General features: G+C 75.3%; 19 protein-coding genes. 8 read left to right on the plus strand and 11 right to left on the minus strand.

The annotated features are described in order from the left end of the window. Positions 1-6: 6 nt before the first annotated feature. Positions 7-414 carry a type II toxin-antitoxin system HicB family antitoxin gene (locus Q8W71_RS06980; RefSeq protein ID WP_305524612.1) on the minus strand — a complete coding sequence of 136 codons (408 nt, stop codon included), beginning with the start codon at positions 412-414 and terminating at the stop codon, positions 7-9. A 62-nt stretch (positions 415-476) separates the two neighbouring features. After that, positions 477-1,049 (minus strand): helix-hairpin-helix domain-containing protein, encoded by a 573-nt coding sequence (locus Q8W71_RS06985; RefSeq protein ID WP_305524613.1) that lies wholly within the window; start codon positions 1,047-1,049, stop codon positions 477-479. Between the two features lie 132 nt (positions 1,050-1,181). On the opposite strand from Q8W71_RS06985, the gene Q8W71_RS06990 reads away from it, so the two are divergent. Next, positions 1,182-3,044: an ABC transporter ATP-binding protein gene (locus Q8W71_RS06990; protein WP_305524614.1), complete on the plus strand. Its 1,863-nt coding sequence runs from the start codon at positions 1,182-1,184 to the stop codon at positions 3,042-3,044. Positions 3,045-3,067: 23 nt separating this feature from the next. Here the strand turns inward: Q8W71_RS06990 and Q8W71_RS06995 are convergent, their stop codons facing one another. The 8 genes from Q8W71_RS06995 to Q8W71_RS07030 form a co-directional block, all read right to left on the minus strand. Further along, a complete protein-coding gene (locus Q8W71_RS06995) occupies positions 3,068-3,364 on the minus strand; it encodes a type II toxin-antitoxin system RelE/ParE family toxin (protein WP_305524615.1) in 297 nt (98 codons plus the stop codon). 58 nt (positions 3,365-3,422) lie between these two features. Beyond that, positions 3,423-3,686: a type II toxin-antitoxin system ParD family antitoxin gene (locus Q8W71_RS07000; RefSeq protein ID WP_305524616.1), complete on the minus strand. Its 264-nt coding sequence runs from the start codon at positions 3,684-3,686 to the stop codon at positions 3,423-3,425. Between the two features lie 99 nt (positions 3,687-3,785). Next, complete coding sequence (locus Q8W71_RS07005; protein WP_305524617.1) at positions 3,786-4,547, minus strand: hypothetical protein; 762 nt, start codon at positions 4,545-4,547, stop codon at positions 3,786-3,788. Positions 4,548-4,670: 123 nt separating this feature from the next. Beyond that, entirely contained in the window at positions 4,671-4,862 is a 192-nt protein-coding gene (locus Q8W71_RS07010; protein ID WP_305524618.1) for a hypothetical protein, read from the minus strand. Continuing rightward, complete coding sequence (locus tag Q8W71_RS07015; RefSeq protein WP_305524619.1) at positions 4,859-5,290, minus strand: hypothetical protein; 432 nt, start codon at positions 5,288-5,290, stop codon at positions 4,859-4,861. The genes Q8W71_RS07010 and Q8W71_RS07015 overlap by 4 nt, the downstream gene beginning before the upstream one ends. Before the next feature lie 176 nt (positions 5,291-5,466). Further along, a complete protein-coding gene (locus Q8W71_RS07020) occupies positions 5,467-6,192 on the minus strand; it encodes an RlmE family RNA methyltransferase (protein WP_305524620.1) in 726 nt (241 codons plus the stop codon). Positions 6,193-6,217: 25 nt separating this feature from the next. Beyond that, entirely contained in the window at positions 6,218-7,288 is a 1,071-nt protein-coding gene (locus Q8W71_RS07025) for a Ppx/GppA phosphatase family protein (protein WP_305524621.1), read from the minus strand. A gap of 115 nt (positions 7,289-7,403) precedes the next feature. Next, positions 7,404-7,877: a response regulator gene (locus Q8W71_RS07030; RefSeq protein ID WP_305524622.1), complete on the minus strand. Its 474-nt coding sequence runs from the start codon at positions 7,875-7,877 to the stop codon at positions 7,404-7,406. Between the two features lie 274 nt (positions 7,878-8,151). On the opposite strand from Q8W71_RS07030, the gene Q8W71_RS07035 reads away from it, so the two are divergent. From Q8W71_RS07035 to Q8W71_RS07065, 7 genes are all read left to right on the plus strand, one after another. Next, on the plus strand, positions 8,152-8,940 hold the full coding sequence (locus tag Q8W71_RS07035; protein WP_305524623.1) for a cold-shock protein: 789 nt from the start codon (positions 8,152-8,154) through the stop codon (positions 8,938-8,940). A 104-nt stretch (positions 8,941-9,044) separates the two neighbouring features. Continuing rightward, on the plus strand, positions 9,045-9,326 hold the full coding sequence (locus Q8W71_RS07040; protein WP_305524624.1) for a hypothetical protein: 282 nt from the start codon (positions 9,045-9,047) through the stop codon (positions 9,324-9,326). A 127-nt stretch (positions 9,327-9,453) separates the two neighbouring features. Next, positions 9,454-11,490, plus strand: a complete 2,037-nt coding sequence (locus tag Q8W71_RS07045; protein WP_305524625.1) for an AI-2E family transporter — start codon at positions 9,454-9,456, stop codon at positions 11,488-11,490. Positions 11,491-11,560: 70 nt separating this feature from the next. After that, on the plus strand, positions 11,561-12,349 hold the full coding sequence (gene hisN / locus Q8W71_RS07050; RefSeq protein ID WP_305524626.1) for a histidinol-phosphatase: 789 nt from the start codon (positions 11,561-11,563) through the stop codon (positions 12,347-12,349). A gap of 196 nt (positions 12,350-12,545) precedes the next feature. Further along, positions 12,546-13,769, plus strand: a complete 1,224-nt coding sequence (locus Q8W71_RS07055; protein ID WP_305524627.1) for a hypothetical protein — start codon at positions 12,546-12,548, stop codon at positions 13,767-13,769. Positions 13,770-13,837: 68 nt separating this feature from the next. After that, the gene (locus Q8W71_RS07060; protein ID WP_370875350.1) at positions 13,838-15,289 is read left to right on the plus strand and encodes a YcjX family GTP-binding protein; all 1,452 of its coding nucleotides are present in this window, start codon (positions 13,838-13,840) and stop codon (positions 15,287-15,289) included. A 19-nt stretch (positions 15,290-15,308) separates the two neighbouring features. Continuing rightward, on the plus strand, positions 15,309-16,325 hold the full coding sequence (locus Q8W71_RS07065) for a YcjF family protein (protein ID WP_305524628.1): 1,017 nt from the start codon (positions 15,309-15,311) through the stop codon (positions 16,323-16,325). Between the two features lie 9 nt (positions 16,326-16,334). On the opposite strand, the gene Q8W71_RS07070 is transcribed toward Q8W71_RS07065, so the two are convergent. Next, complete coding sequence (locus tag Q8W71_RS07070; protein WP_305524629.1) at positions 16,335-16,556, minus strand: hypothetical protein; 222 nt, start codon at positions 16,554-16,556, stop codon at positions 16,335-16,337. Between the last annotated feature and the right edge of the window lie 107 nt (positions 16,557-16,663).

Consider the following 16,663-nt stretch of genomic DNA (forward strand, 5'->3'; position numbering starts at 1 on the left):
CGGGCGTCACCCCTCCGCGGCGATCTTGTCGCGCGCCGCGGAGGCCAGGAAGGCGGATCGTGTCAGGCCCCGTGCCCGGGCGGCCGCGTCGACCTCTTCCAGCAGCGCGGCGTCGAGCGAGACGTTGACGCGGATGGGACGCCCGGACTCGAGCAGGAGCGGGACCACGCCGAGGGTCGCCTCGACGAGGTCGTCGGCGAGAGCGGGATCGGCCCGCAGCGCATCCGGTCCCCGCGGTACGGGGGGCTCGAACCCCGCGGCCACGCGATCGGCCATCCATTCGCTGAGTGCGGCGGCCGCGTTCGTCAGCGCCTCGTCGAGCGTGGCGCCCATGGCGGTGCAGCCGGGGCAGTCCGGGAAGGCCGCTCCGTAAGCGCCTGCACGCCCATCGATCAGCACGGTGTAGCGCGCCATCGTCTCGTCCTCGGATCCAGCCCGCTGCCCTGGCGATGGTGCGCGCGACGCCGGGCGAGAGCTCACCGCACCGTCACCTGATCCTTGATCCGCTCGTAGACGGAGCGGCTGAGCACGCGCTTCGTCAGGAGCTGGTCCACGGAGGCGTAGGGCCGCTTGGCGGTGATCGCCCGGCCGATGGCGCCGCCGCCCTGGAGGCGGTTGAGGTCGGCCACCGAGGCGGTGTTGAGGTCGACGAGCGCCACCGCCCGCGGCGGCGCCGTCTCCTCGGCCTGCTCCAGCTCCGCCTCGCCCCGCGGGACGGGCGTCGGCGACGGCGTCTCCGGGAAGGCGAGGGCGTCCCGCGGCATCTGCAGCGGCGGCGCGGCCTCGGGCCGCGGGGCCGGTTGCGGCTGGGCAGGGGGCTGGGCAGGAGGCTGCGGCTGCGGCTGCGGGGCCGCCTGCGGCGGGGCGGCCGCTTGCGGCGCCGCGGCCGGTGGGGCAGGGGGGACGGGCGCGCCCGGGCTCTCCGCGGCCGGCGGTTCCGCCACCGGGCTCGGCGGGGCGGCCGGCAGCAGGTACTGCGCCAGCGCGGCCAGGACGCCCGCCACGAGCAGCAGCACCGAGATGCGCAGGATGGCAGGGCCGCTGAGCAAGGATCCCCCGAAAACAGTCTTGAGCGCCGTCACGTTACGCGCCCGGCCCGGATCGGCAATCGGGCAATCGCGATCGGGAGGCGCTCGGCGCCGATCGTCAACAGCCGATCACCGCCCGGGACGCGCGGCGCGGTGAGGCCGCCGCGGGACCGCGGGGCGGGCGCGGCGCGGCTCGGGGCGCTGCGCCGGCTGCCGGCGCTGTTCCGCGAGATCGCGGCCGCCAGCCCGGGCCTGCTCGCCGCGAGCCTCGGCCTGCGCCTCGTGGCCGCCTTGCTGCCGGTGGCGAGCCTCTACCTCGCCAAGCTGATCCTCGACGGGATCGTCGCCGAGCACGCCCGGCCGGTCGCCGCGGACGGGCCGGCGGGCGGGCTCGCGGCGTGGCTCGCCGACCCGGCCCGCGCGCGTCTGGCGTGGCTGGTGGCGGCCGAACTCGGCCTCGCGCTCGCCTCCGACCTGACCGGGCGGCTGGCGAACCTCGCCGAGACCCTGATCGGCGACCTCTACGCCAACGCCGCCTCGCTCCGGCTGATGCGGCACGCCGCCACCCTCGACCTCGCGCAGTTCGAGGACAGCGCCCAGCAGGACCGGCTGGAGCGGGCGCGGCGGCAGGTGAGCGGCCGCACCGGCCTCGTCGGCGCGGTGTTCGGGCAGGCGCAGGCCGCGATCACCCTGGCGACGCTGGTGGCGGGGGTCGCCGCCTTCACCCCGTGGCTGGTGCCGCTGGTCGCCCTGGCGCTGGTGCCCGCGGTGCTCAACGAGTGGCACTTCACCCGGGCGGGCTACCGCCTCGCCTGGATCCGCTCGCCCGAGCGGCGGCGGATCGACTACCTGCGCTACCTCGGCGCCGGCGTCGAGACGGCCAAGGAGGTGAAGCTGTTCGGGCTCGCGGGCTACCTCGCCGGGCTCTACGGGCAGCTCGCCGGGCGGCTCGCGGCCGAGAACCGCGACCTCGCGGTCGCCCGCGCCGGCTGGGGCTTCGCCTTCGCGAGCCTGGGCACGCTCGCCTACTACGCCGCCTACGCGGTGATCGTCTGGCGCACCCTGACCGGCCAGTTCTCGATCGGCGACCTCGCCTTCCTCGCCGGCGCGTTCCAGCGCCTGCGCGGCGGCCTGGAGGGGCTGCTGCTCGGCCTCACCCAGATCACCGCCCAGGCCCAGTACCTCGACGACTTCTTCTCGTTCTTCGAGATCCGGCCGACCATCCGCTCCCCCGAGCGGCCGGTGCCGGTGCCGAGCCCGATCCGCGAGGGCCTCGTGTTCGAGGATGTCGGCTACCGCTACCCCGGCTCCGAGCGCTGGGCCCTGCGCGGCCTGTCCTTCGCGGTGCGGGCGGGGGAGACCGTGGCGCTGGTCGGCGCCAACGGCGCGGGCAAGACCACGATCGTCAAGCTGATGACCCGGCTCTACGACCCCGACGAGGGCCGGGTGCTGCTCGACGGCCGGCCGCTCCAGGACTACGCGCTGGAGGACCTGCGCGCGCGGATCGGCGCGATCTTCCAGGACTTCGTGCGCTTCGACCTGACCGCGGGGGAGAACGTCGCGGTCGGCCGGGTCGAGGCCGCGGACGACGCGGAGCGGATCGCCGGGGCCGCCGCGCACGGCCTCGCGGCGCCGGTGATCGCGGCCCTGCCGCTGGGCTACGGGCAGCCGCTCGGCAAGCGCTTCGAGGGTGGCGTCGACCTCTCCGGGGGCGAGTGGCAGAAGGTCGCCCTGTCCCGCGCCTACATGCGCGCGGCCGAGATCCTGATCCTCGACGAGCCGACCGCGGCGCTGGACGCCCGGGCCGAGCAGGCGGTGTTCGCCCGCTTTCGGGCCCTGTCGGCCGGGCGCACCGCCGTGCTGATCTCGCACCGCTTCTCCACGGTCCGCATCGCCGACCGCATCGTCGTGCTGGAGGGCGGGCGGGTGCTGGAAGAGGGGAACCACGCCGCGCTGATGGCGCTGGGCGGGCGCTACGCCGAACTGTTCTCGCTTCAGGCGGAGGGGTATCGGTGACGGCGAGGCGCGAAGGGCGGACCTCACGTCCGATCGAACAGCCGCGCGGAGTCGCGGGCACCGTGCAGCACGCGGACGACCGCGACCGTGTCACCCGCGTGGGTGAAATAGATCAGATAGCGCCCATGCCGTGCGACGCGGAGGTTCGGTGCCAAGTCGGGCCGTGCCGGAAAGCTGGCGGGCCGGACGGCCACCTGCCGGACGATGACAGCCTCGATCTCCGCGACGAACGAGCGGGCGCGCACAGGATTGTCCGAGGCGATGAAGTCGCCGATCTCGATGAGATCGGCGCGCGCCGCCGGGAGGATGGCCAGGGCCATGCTCAGTTCGCCATGCTCAGTTCGCCATGCTGAGTTCGCTATCCTCGGCCGGCCTTGCTCAGCTCTTGGCGGAATAGCGGGCGCGCAGTTCGGCGAAAACGTCTTCCGCCGGAAGCGCCGGACCGCTGTCGAGGCCGGCCTGGATTGCAGCCCGCAGGTCGTCCCGTTCTCGCCGCTCGGCGTCGTTGGCGCGGACCCAGGCCCGCAAAGCCTCGCGGACGACCTCGCTCGTCGACGCGTAAGTCCCTGCCGCCACGGCATCGCGGACAGCCGCGGCCATCTCGGCCGGCACGGTGACGGTCATGCGCTCGATCGTGGACATGCGGCGGCCTCACATTTCTCTCAACCCTAACACGCACCGCCGCCGACGGCAGGGGATGGTCCGGGTGTGGGACTCTCGCGGGGCGTATCGCCGCGCGGATCAGCCTTGCCCCCGCGCCGCGCCCCAATCCGGGTAGGCGTGGACGCGGTGGATCAGGCGGCGGTGGCGGGCCGCCTCGCCGAAGGGAGCGATCTCCCAGTCCCAGGCCGCCGCGGGGGCGGGGAGGGGGACGCCGTGCAGCAGGTCGAGGGTGTCGGTGACCCGGCCCGCGCGGTCCTCCTCCCGCTGCACCGTGTCGGTGATCAGGCAGACCCGGGCGCCTCGCGCCGCGACGGCGTCGAGGGCGGCGAGATGGGCCGCGACGATGTCGGACCCGAGGCGCGGCGGCGCCTCGCCCCCGCGCGCCTCGTAGGCGTCCACCGGCAGGATCGGCAATTGCGACAGGAGGTTGGCCGAGACCACGAGGTCGGCCCCGGCGCAGGCCGCGCGCAGGACCTCGTCCGCGAGGCCGGCGCTGATCTCGGCGGTGGCCAGCACGACGTTCGGGTGGGCCCAGACCGCGATGCGGGTCGGCCAGGGATGGACGGCGTCGACGAGGTGCACCGCGTCGAAGGCGGCGGCCAGCGCGTGCAGCGGCACGTCGTCGAGCAGGCCGGAGCCCAGCACCACCGCGAGGCGCCGCCGCCCGCAGGCGGCGACCGCCCCGGTCACCGCCGCCCGGGCGCGGGCGAGGTGCGGCGCCCAGGCCCCCCGGCAGCGGCGGGCGCGGGCGTGCAGCAGCCCGCTCTCGCGCACGTAGCCGCGGCGGCGCAGGCGCAGCGGCGCGGGGTTCAGCAGCGACAGGATCCAGGCGACGAGCATCAGGACGCCAGCGCGCGCAGGTTCCCGTCCGGTGACGCGGCCGGCGCGGGCGGCGAAACCCGTGCCACCGCGCTCACGGCTCGACCGGGCCTCTGGCCGGACCTTCGGAACACGGCGCGCCGCTCAAGCGCCCGCGCGGCGCCTCGCGCGCGGTTCGCCATGATCCGCCACGGCCGTGTCGCCGCCGGGCACGGACGGTGCGGCGCGCCCGTGCACGGCCGCCTTGACCGCCGGATCCTTCAGCGCGGCGCGCAGGTGGGCCTTGGTCCGCGCCTCGGCCGTCTCCGCCAGGGCGATCAGATCTTCGCGCGTCATGGCCTCACCCTCGCGGCGGCAGGATCGGAACCGCCGGCGGACCTGTCAACCGGCACCGGCGCGGCGCGGACAGCATGCCACGCCCGGCGGCCGAGCGGCAGCCGGCTCGAGCTGACCGTGTAGCCGCAGCCCTCGACCGCGCGGCGGATGGCGGCGAACTTGAGCAGTGCCTTCTTCGGCGGCCGCTCGTCGTGCGTGAACCATCGGAACTCCGGCGGCGCGACGCGCGCGAGAAGCTGTCCCAGGCCGAGCAGGACGGCATCCATGACGGCCCGCCGGTCGGAGACGTCCGTGATGAAGCCCGTGTCCTTCCCGCTCCAGAACAGGCGCTCGCCACCGGTCGAGCCGTCGGCCTCGACGATGTGGAAGTAGAGTTCGGATCCGCCGCCGGGCAGGCTGTCGAGACCGACGACCGCGGCGTAGGACACGGGCTCGGCATCGTCGCGGCCGATCTCGAAGATCGCGAGACCGGAGATGCCGGACCGAACCCGCTCCGTCCTGAAACCTCCGCGCGCGACGGTGCAGATGAAGACCACGGCTCACCGGCCCTCGTCTCGCGCCGCATTGTATCGCGCCGCTTTGCGCGGAGGAGGCCCGGATGGCCTCAATCCCCGTCCGGCGCCACCGCCCGCCCGGGAGCGCCGCGGTAGCCCGTGGCCAGGACGTAGAGCTCGCTCGAATCGGCCCGGCTCGCCGCCGGCTTGACGTGGCGCACGGTGGTGAAGTCGCGCTTCAGGTCGGCGAGCAGGCCGCCCTCGGTGCCGCCCTGGAGCACCTTGGCGAGGTAGGCGCCGCCCGGGGCCAGCACCTCGCGGGCGAATTCGGCCGCGGTCTCGGCGAGCCCGATGATGCGCAGGTGGTCGGTCTTCTTGTGGCCGGTGGCGTTGGCGGCCATGTCGGACAGGACGAGGTCGGCCGGGCCGCCGAGGAGGCCGGTGAGCTGGGCCGGCGCGGACGCGTCGAGGAAGTCGAGGGTGATGAACTCCACCCCCGCCATCGGCTCGATCGGCAGCAGGTCGATGCCCACCACCCGGCCGGAGGGCCCCACCACCCGGGCGGCGACCTGCGACCAGCCCCCCGGCGCCGCGCCGAGGTCGACCACCCGCTGGCCCGGCCGCAGCAGCCGGTAGCGCTCGTCCATCTCCAGGAGCTTGTAGGCCGCGCGGGAGCGGTAGCCCTCGCGCTTGGCCCGGGCGACGTAGGGGTCGTTGAGCTGGCGCTCCAGCCAGCGCTTCTGCGACAGGGTGCGCCCGCGCCCGGTCTTCACCCGCTGCTTGAGGTCGCCGCGCACGCCCCCGGTGGAGCCCGCGCCGCCGCGCCGGTCGGTCATCGCCGGATCCTCGTGCGCAGGCCGCTCATCGCACCGGTCTCCGGTTCCACACGCCGTCCTCGCGCATCATGTTCATCAGGAGCCCCTCGCGCAGGCCGCGGTCGGCGATGCGCAGGCGCTCGGCGGGGAAGGCCCGGCGGATCGCCTCCAGGATCGCGCAGCCCGCGAGCACGAGATCGGCCCGGTCGCGCCCGATGCAGGGGTTGTCGGCGCGCTGCTCCAGGCGGGTGTCGAGCAGGTCGTCGATCGCCGCCTCGACCTCGGCGTCCTGCATCCACAGGCCGTCGACCCGGCGGCGCTCGTAGCGCACCAGCCGCAGGTGCATCGCCGCGATCGTCGTCACCGTGCCCGAGGTGCCGAGCAGGTGGAAGTGCGGCGCGGTGGCCGCGGGGGCGGCGCGCAGCGCGAAGGCCGAGAGCTTCTCGGCCACCTCCTCGACCATGCCCTCGAACATCCGCCGGGTCACCTCGGCGCCGCCGTGGCGCTCGGCCAGCGTCACCACGCCCACCGGCAGCGAGTCCCAGGCGCGGATGCGCAGGGTGGGGTCGGTGGAGGGGTTGGCCGCGGCCCCGTCGAGCCACGCGATCTCGGTGGAGCCGCCGCCGATGTCGAAGATCACCACCGATTCCGCGGCCGGGTCGGCGAGCGCCGCGCAGCCGGTGACCGCGAGGTAGGCCTCGGTCTGCCGGTCGACGATCTCCAGGTCGAGGCCGACGCCCCGGCGGACCCGCTCGACGAAGGCGGCGCCGTTCACCGCGAGCCGGCACGCCTCGGTGGCGATGATCTTGGCGCGGCGCACGCCGCGGGCCTGCATCTTGCCCCGGCAGATCCGCAGCGCCTCGACGGTGCGCTCGATCGCCGCCTCGCTCAGCCGGTCCGAGGTGCCGAGCCCCTCGCCGAGCCGGACGATGCGCGAGAACGCGTCGATCACCCGGAAGCCGCTGAAGGTCGGCTCAGCGATCAGCAGGCGGCAATTGTTGGTCCCGAGGTCGAGCGCCGCGTAGGCGCGCTTGCGCTCCCGGGGCGGCGCTGGTTGGGGCGGTCCTGCGCCCGCGGTGGGACGGGCTGGCGCGGCCGCGGCGGTCTCGTCCCTCATCGGCGCGGCCGTGGATCTCTCATGTCGGCCCGGGGCGGACCGCCCGGCCTGTCTCGTGGCCGCAGACCCTACAACGTCGAGAGCGAACTGCAACGTCCGGACGGGGCGCCCGTCCTCAGGCGAACGCCTTCATCGCCCCCGCCGCCCGGGGGATCGGCCGCAGCAGGCTCTTGACCTGCGAGTAGGGGCGGGGGCGGTTGATCACCTCGTCGAGGCGCGACCACAGGGTCTTGGGCGAGAACGGCTTGGCGATGATCTCGTTGACGCCGAGCCCCACCGCCCGGTCGACGACGTTGCGCCGGGGCTGGGCCAGCATCAGGATGATCGGCACGGTGGGGCAGGGGGAGGTCGACGGGGTGCGGGCCAGCCGGATGAACTCCTCGCCGGACAGGATCGACAGGTCCCAGTCGATGATCGAGATGTCGGGCTTGCTCTCGGCCAGCACGCCCAGCGCCTCGGCCCCGTCAGGGGCCTCCAGCACGCGCTTGATGCCCACCCGCATGAGCATGTCGCGCACGATGCGGCGGATGTAGAGGCTCTCGTCGACGACGAGGGCGGAGAGGTCGGGGAAGGTCGGGGTCGCGATCATGCACGGGCGTCCTGGGACGCACCCTACGGCCCCGGAGCTTTGCATTTCGCTAACGAGCCCGGCCCTCGGGACCGATGCTTGCCGCGAGAAAGTGACGAAACGGATCCGTTTGGGACGGGAGGGACCTTGCGGTCAAGGCCCGATTGCGTCAGGACTGGGGCGTTATTCTTGGTTACCGCGACCGGGGTAATGATAGTGCGGGGCGTGGGCTGTCTGGGATGGCGCGCACGCGGTATTCGGGACAAGGGCGGCGGACGGTTTTTGCGAGCTTTCTATGGGACGTGGTCGTGACTTCAGGGGGCCGCAGAAGCGCGGCTTCGACGAGAGTGGTGAGCCGCGGTGGGGTGATCCGACCCCGCCCGGTGGCGGATACGGCAGCGGCGGCTACGGCGGCGGCGGCGGTGGCGGTTACGGGGGCGGCGGGTTCGGCGGGGGCGACCGCTTCGGCGGCGGCTCGTCGCGCGGCGGCCCGGCACCGGTGGCTTCCGGCCCGGAGCGTGACGCCACGGTCAAGTGGTTCAACAAGGAGAAGGGCTTCGGCTTCGTCGAGCTGGGCGACGGCTCGGGCGATGCCTTCCTCCACATCCGCGCTGTCGAGGCGGCGGGTCACGACGACCTGATGCCCGGCACCAAGCTGACGGTCACGACCGCCCAGGGCCAGAAGGGCCCGCAGGTCACGAGCGTGACGAGCGTCGACACCTCGACCGCCGAGGCGCCCGCGCCCCGGCGCGAGTTCCGCCCGCGCACCGGCGGCTTCGGCGGCGACCGCTTCGGCGGCGGCGGCGGTGGCGGCTACGGCGGCGACCGCTTCGGCGGTGGCGGCGGTGGCGGCGGGCGCTTCGCCTCCGGCCCGTCCACCGAGATGGTCGGCACCGTGAAGTGGTACGACCCGGCCAAGGGCTTCGGCTTCGTGTCGGTCAACGACGGCGGCAAGGACGTGTTCGTCCACCGCTCGGCGCTGGCCCGCGCCGGCCTCGACTCGCTGGCCGAGGGCCAGCAGGTCACCCTCGGCGTCGTCGAGGGCCAGAAGGGCCGCGAGGCCCAGTCGATCACCGTCGACTGATCGGTCACCGTCGCGGCCGCTTTCCCGCCGCGATGACAGGGATGATGGCGGCGGCGGTCCCGGGTTCGGGGCCGCCGTTTCCGTGTCCGCCGCCCGAGTCCCGCATGCGCCGCGCCCTGACGCCGACCCTCCTGCTGCTCGCGGCGCTCGCCGGCGCCGCGCCGGCCCGCGCGGAGGATTTCACCGGCTTCTACGCCGGGATCAACGCCGGCTACGGCTGGGGCCGCAACCGCGACCGCTCCGGGCCCGCCCGCCCGATCGCGCCCGGCCCCGGCCGGGCCGAGTTCGGCTCCGATTCCGGCTCCGACCTGCCGCCGAGCGCCGCCGGGGCCGCCGCCGCCCTGCGCCGGTCTGCCCCGCCCGCCCGGGGGGCCGACGCCCGCTGACGGGCCGGCCGACGCCGCCTGCACAACCCTGGGATCGATTTGCTGCGCCGCGGGGTTCCTCGACCGTCAGGCGCCCGGGCCCCGGTCGGCGCCGCACAGGTGGCGTCGCGGGGGCTGAAGGCGGGACATGGCCAGAGGGAACCCGGCGCGGCAACCGGAGACGGTGGGGACGCCGTCGCGCACGGCGCGTGTGCCGGCGGCCGAGACGCCGCGGGCGGCCCTGGCCTCCCCGATCCTCGTGGCCGCCACCATCGTCGCGGGCCTGTATTTCGGCCGCGAGATCTTCATCCCCATCGCCATCGCGCTGCTGCTGTCCTTCGTGCTCAGTCCGCTGGTGCACCGCCTGCGCCGGCTGCGGGTGCCGCGCGTCCTCGCGGTCGGGCTGACGGTGCTGATGACGCTGGGCATCGTCGGGGCGCTCGCCGCCCTGATCGGCATCCAGGTGGCGGACCTGTCCGGCGACATTCCCCGCTACCGCGCCACCGTCGAGCGCAAGCTCGAGGCGCTGCGCGACAGCCCGGCCGGCCACGCCGCCGGCTACGTCGCCAACATCGGCCGGGCGATCCACACCGCCGGCGCCAAGACCGACGGTGCCAAGACCGAGGGCGGCAAGACGGAGGGCAAGGGGGAGGGGGCCGAGCCCCCGCGCCCGCCCGAGCCGCAACCGGCGCCGGCCGAGCCCGACGGGCGCAAGCCGATCCTCGTCGAGATGGCGGCGAGCCCGCCCGGGCCGCTGGAGACGGCGAGCACTCTGCTCGCCCCGGTGCTCCAGCCGCTCGCCACCGCCGGCATCGTGTTCGTGGTGCTGCTGTTCGTGCTGATGCAGCGCGAAGACCTGCGCGACCGGATGATCCGGCTGGCCGGCTCCAGCGACCTGCACCGCACCACCGTGGCGATGGACGACGCCGCCAAGCGGCTGAGCCGCTACTTCGTCGCCCAGCTCGCCCTCAACGCCGCCTTCGGCGTGGTGATCGGCATCGGCCTCTACGTCATCGGCGTGCCCAACCCGGTGCTGTGGGCGATCTTCTCCGCGCTGATGCGGTTCGTGCCCTATCTCGGCGCCTTCCTCTCGGCGCTGCTGCCGATGGCGCTCGCCGCCGCGGTGGAGCCCGGCTGGAACATGACGATCGCCACGGCGCTGCTGTTCGTCATCCTCGAACCGATCGCCGGGCAGGTGATCGAGCCGATCTTCTACGGCCAGTCCACCGGCCTGTCGCCGATCGCGGTGCTGGTCTCGGCCCTGTTCTGGACGTGGCTGTGGGGGCCGGTCGGGCTGCTGCTCTCCACCCCGCTCACCGTCTGCCTCGTGGTGCTCGGGCGCCACGTCGAGCACTTGGAATTCCTCGACGTGCTGTTCGGCGACCGGCCGGCGCTGACGCCGGTCCAGAACGTCTACCAGCGCATCCTGGCCGGCGATTCCGAGGAGGTGCTGGGCCACGCCGAGCTGACGCTCCAGCAATGCTCGCTGTCCTCCTACTACGACGACGTGGTGCTCAAGGCGCTGGAACTCGCCGCCCGGGACGCGGCCCGCGGGGTGCTGACCGCCCGCCAGAAGGCGGCGATGCGCTCCGCCCTGGGCGAGCTGATCGACGACCTCGCCGACCGGGCCGACGCCGCGAAGGGCACCGGGACGGACGGGACCGGCGACGGCCCGTGCAGCCCGCTGCCGCTCCCGCCCGCCCCCGGGGACCTGCCGGAGGCGTGGACGCGCCCCGGCGCGGTCCTGTGCGTGTCGGGCCGCGGCTTCCTCGACGAGGCCGCCGCGGCGATCCTGGCGCAGATCCTGGAGAAGCGCGGCGTCGGCACCCGCACCGTGCCCTTCGCCGAGACCGCCTCGGCCCGGATCGGCCGGCTGGAGCCGGGCCCGGCGCGCCTCGCCTGCATCGTCTCCCTGGCCCCGGGCGGCGAGCCCCGGCACCTGCGCCGGCTGGTGCGCCGCCTCGGCGAGCGGATGCCCGGGGTGCCGCGCCTCGTCGGCCTGTGGCTCGACGCGGCGGGCGAGCAGGGCCGCGGCGCCGGCGTCGAGGCCGACCGGTGGACCGGCTCCCTGCGCGACACCGTCGAGGCGGTGCTCGCCGCCGCCCAGGACGCGGGCGGCCGGCCGCCGGCCGAGGCGGAGCGGGCGGAGGCCCCGGCGCGGGCCCCGGCCGAGGCCGGGGCTTGACGGCGCCCCCGCGGCCCCGGCTTCGTCTCCGGGCGGGCCGGGACTTCCGGCGGACGGGGAAGGGGTGCCGATGAGCGTCGTCGAGCTGGGCCGGTTCATGGACGAACTCGCGCAGGCCTCCGGCCTGGCGATCCTGCCGTTCTTCCGGGCGCAGTTCGCCCTCGACGACAAGGCGCGGGGGGGCGCGCCGTTCGACCCCGTCACCGAGGCCGACCGGGCGGCGGAGGTGGTGCTGCGCGCGCTGATCAAGCAGACGTTCCCCGGCCACGGCATCCTCGGGGAGGAGTTCGGCGCCGAGCACCTGGAGGCCGAGTGCGTCTGGGTGCTCGACCCGATCGACGGCACCCGCGCCTTCATCGCCGGGCTGCCGACCTGGGGGACCCTGATCGGGCTGACCCGCAACGGCGTGCCGGTGCGCGGGCTGATGCACCAGCCCTATCTCGGCGAGCGCTTCACCGGCGACGGGCACACCGCGCGCCTGCGCGGCCCCGCGGGCGAGCGGACCCTGCGCGGGCGGCGCTGCGCGGAGCTGGGCCAGGCGATCCTCGCCACCACCGACCCGCGCCTGTTCGCGGACGGCGCGGAGGCCGAGCGGTTCCGGGCCATCGAGGGGCGGGTGCGGATGTCGCGCTACGGGGCGGATTGCTACGCCTACTGCATGCTGGCGGCCGGGCAGATCGACCTCGTGGTCGAGGCCGGGCTGAAGCCCTACGACATCGTCGCGCTGATCCCGATCGTGGAGGGCGCGGGCGGCCGGGTCACCGCCTGGGACGGCGGCCCCGCCGCCCCGGGCGGCCGGATCGTCGCCGCGGGCGACCCGCGGCTGCACGAGGCGGCCCTGAAGGTGCTGAACCCGTGATGCGATATCCCGCTGAACGCCCGGGCGTCGGCGCGCACGCCGTCATCGCGAGCGCAGCGAAGCGACCCAGGGCAGCGCGACCCGACAGACCGTGGCGCTGCTGGGTTGCTTCGCTCCGCTCGCAAAAACGGGCGGAGGCGATCGCGAGAGGGCAGTCGCGCCCGGTCCGCAATCTGCCGGGGACGCGGAACCCCGCATGCTGCTGACCGCCCTCGTCGCCCTGGCGGTGCTGTGGCCGCGCCTCGACGGCGCGCTGCCGGCGCCCGGCGCGGCCCCGCAGGCGGCCCCGGCGACGGCCGAGGCGGCCCCGTCCCGCTACGACCCGGCCGCCCGGGCGGTGTCGAACTGGCACGCGCAGACCGGGGAGCACCTGCTGCCCCGGGCGCTGGCGCTGACCGCGAGCCTGTCCCGGGACCCGCCCTACGTCGCCCGCTGCGTGCGGCTCAACAACGGCTGGTGCATCAAGTCCGCCCGCTGGCCCGGCGAGATCGGCGCCGACGCCGAGGGGCACACCGCCTTCGCCACCCTCGCCGACGGGGCCGACGCCGCGGCCGGTCTGCTCCGGCGCTACTACCGCGATTACGGCCGCCGCAGCGCGCTGGCGATCGTGCGCCGCTGGGCGCCCGCCGAGTGCCGCGTCGCCGGCGCGGGATCCGTCCTGCCGGCCCGGGCGGGGGCCGGGCGGGCGGTGCCGACGCCCGCGGTCTCGGCGGCGGTCGCCCCGCGGGGGATCGGGCGGACGCTGCGGGCCCGCTTCCTCGCCCGCCACCGGCCCGGCGGCGCGCCGCGGGCGGCGCTGCGGGTGCAGCCCTGGTCGCCGCTGGCGCGGATGGCCGGCCGCCCCGGCGCGCGGCCGGCCCCGTCCCGGGTCCCGTCCTTGGCGGCACCCAAGCCGGTGCCCGCCATCGCCGCCGGGATCGAGGCGCCCGCGCGCGTCGCCTCGGCGGCCCGCGCCCCCCTGCGCGGCGCCGACGACCCCACCGCGCTCCTCGAATCCAAGAGAATCCCGAGCCCGGAGCGGATGGTGATCGAGTCGGCGATGCTGCCGGCCATCGCCGCCGGGCTGCCGCTGCTCGACCTGCGGCTGCCGGCCCCGCTCTGCTCGGGCGACGAGACGCGCATCCGCGCCTATGCCGGCCGCATCGCCGGCAGCGTCGGCCTGAAGCCCGACGACGACCTGCACCTGTTCGACGCGGACGGCGCGGCCCTGCCGAACCTCGCGCCCGTCATGCTGGCGATGTCGGCGGTGGAACTCGGCACCCTGCGCGCGAGCCCCGACCTCGTCGCGGCGGCGATCGGCCGGCTGCCGCCCCCGCGGCAGGCCCGCGCCGCGGAGGCGAGCGGCGTGGCGGGCGGCGCAGGAAGCGGCACGGCGAGCGGCACGGCGAGCGGCACGGTGGGGGACAGAGCCTTGCGGTAGTCCCCGCCCCGCGCCACCTGTCGCGCGGCATCTCCCACCCGTCCCCGCCTCTCCCGTCCGAGCCGCTCGTGGCCCTCATCCCCTCAAAGTTCGCGGCGCGCGCCGGCTCGGCCATCAAGGCCTTCGCCGAAGCCTCGCACGACATGCTGGTGCAGCCGACGCTGCGGCTCGGCGTCACCGGGCTCGCGCGCTCGGGCAAGACCGTGTTCACCACGGCGCTGATCCACCACCTCGTCGAGACCCACGCCCTGCCGGCCTTCGCCCCGGCGCAGGAGGGGCGCCTGCGCCGCGCGCGCCTCGTGCCGCAGCCCGACGACGCCGTGCCGCGCTTCCCCTTCGAGGAGCATTTCGCGACGCTGACCGAGGCGCGGGCGTGGCCCCGCTCCACCGACCGGATCAGCCAGTTCCGCCTGGAGATCGCCTACGAGCGGGCCGCGGGCTGGCGCACCGGGCCGGCGACGCTGATGCTCGACGTGGTCGACTATCCCGGCGAGTGGCTCCTCGACCTCGCGCTGATCGAGACCGGCTACACCGCGTGGTCGCGCGCCACGATCAACGGCACCCGCCGGCCCGGCCGGGCCGCGGTGGCGGGCCCGTGGCTCGAAGCGCTCAAGGGCTTCGACCCGGCCGCCCCGCTGGACGAGGTCGCGGCCGAGCGGGCGAGCGACGCCTTCAAGACCTACCTCGCCGCCCTGCGCGCCGGCCCCGAGGCGGTGGCGACCACGCCGCCGGGGCGGTTCCTGATGCCGGGCGACCTCGCGGGCTCCCCGGCGCTGACCTTCGCGCCCCTCGACCGGCTGCCCGAGACGATACCCCCCGACAGCCTCGCCGGGCTGATGGAGCGGCGCTTCGAGGCCTACAAGGCGCGGGTGGTGACGCCGTTCTTCCGCGACCACTTCCAGCGGGTCGACCGGCAGATCGTGCTGGTCGACGTGCTCGCCGCCGTCGATGCCGGGGCCACGGCACTCGCCGAGCTGGAGGAGGCGCTGGACGGGGTGCTGCTCAGCCTCAACATCGGCCGCAACTCCGTGCTGTCGAAGCTGTTCGCGCCCCGCGCCGACCGGGTGCTGTTCGCCGCCACCAAGGCCGACCACCTCCACCAGACCAGCCACGACCGGCTCGACGCGCTGCTGCGCCTGCTCGTCTCCCGGGCCATGCGCCGCACGGAAGCCGCGGGCGCCCGGGTCGGCACCGTGGCGCTCGCGTCCGTGCGCGCCACCCGCGAGACCACGGTCCACGACGGCGGCGAGAGTTTTCGCGCGGTGGCGGGGACGCCGGAGGCGGGCGAGGTGGTCGGCGACGAGGTCTTCGACGGCAACGCCGAGGCCGCGGTGTTCCCCGGCGAGCTGCCGGCCCGGCCGGAGGCCGTGCTGGAGGGGGCGGTGCCCCCCGGCTCGCTCCGCTTCCCGCGCTTCCGGCCGCCGCTGGTGCGCCCCGACGGCCTCGGCCGGGCCGGCCACCTGCCGCAGATCCGCCTCGACCGGGCCATGCAGTTCCTGATCGGCGACCGCCTCGCCTGACTTTTTTTGGACCTTCTCGATGAGTTCGAGCCAGAAGCCGCGGGCCTTCCGCATCCATCCCGAGCCGCCGCCGACCTCGGGCGTCGCGACGACGCCGCTCGCGCCGCAGCCGCGGATCGTCGAGGAGCCGTTCGAGATCGTCGAGGCCGCCGACGGCGTGGCGGTCCCGGTCGCCCCGCGGAAGAAATCGCCCTGGGGGGCGCTGTTCCTGTCGGCGGTGAGCGGGCTCGTCGCCCTCGGGGTCGGCCTGTCGGTGGAGCGGCTGATTGCCGACCTGTTCCAGGCCGCGCCCTGGCTCGGCTGGGTCGCGCTGGCGCTCCTGGCGCTCGCGGGCCTGGCGCTGCTGGTCATCGTCGGGCGCGAGCTGGCGGGCCTGCGCCGCGAGCGGCAGATCGAGCGCCTGCGCCAGCGGGCGCTGGACGCGATCGACACCCGCGACCACACGGGGGCGCAGGCGGTGGTGCGCGAGGTGGCGGCCCTCTACGCCGACCGGGACGGGCTGGCGGAGAGCCGCGCCCGGATCGACGCCGCGCAGGACGCGATCCTCGACGTGGACGACCGGATCGGCCTGGCCGAGCGGGAGCTGCTGGTGGGCCTCGACCGGCAGGCGAAGAACGCCATCGCCAGCGCCGCCAAGCAGGTCTCGGCGGTGACCGCGCTGAGCCCGCGGGCGATCGTCGACGTCGCCTTCGTGGTCTTCGCGGCCGTGCGCCTGCTGCGCCGGATCGCGACGATCTACGGCGGCCGCCCCGGCTTCTTCGGATTCTTGCGGCTGGCGCGCGCGGCCGTCGCCCACCTTACAGTCACCGGCGGGATGGCGGTGGGCGAGAGCGTGCTCCAGCAGGTGCTGGGGCTCGGGATCGCGGCCCGGGTCTCGGCCAAGCTCGGCGAGGGCGTGCTCAACGGGCTGATGACCGCCCGCTTCGGCCTCGCCGCGCTCGCCGTGTGCCGGCCGCTGCCGTTCGTGCGGACCGAGCCGCCGCGGCTGGCCGACGTGGCGGGCGAGCTGCTGCGCCCGGTCGAGGCGACGAAGTAATCGGGCCGCTCAGCGCGCCGCGGCGCGGCGGTTGGCGATGCGCGAGAACATGTTGCCGGTGTAGTCGGCGACCTTGGGCTTCTCCGGCTGGCCGACCTGCGCCTCGAACGCCTCGATGCGCTTGAGGAGCGCGGCGTCGTTGAACAGCGAGCTGTTGAAGTTCGTCGGCGCCCGCGGCCCGAGGGCGGCCTGCACCGCGTCGAGACGTTCCAGAAGCTCTTTGCGCGTCACGTCGCTCTCCGGGGCGCGAGGACCGCCCGAGCCGCCACTGAGGGGGGTGGGGGTAAACGGAGGATTAACGGGGGCTCGGGATTGCACCGCACGGGTCGCTCCCGGCG

Source organism: Methylobacterium amylolyticum (assembly GCF_030700245.1).
Classification (GTDB): Bacteria; Pseudomonadota; Alphaproteobacteria; order Rhizobiales; family Beijerinckiaceae; genus Methylobacterium.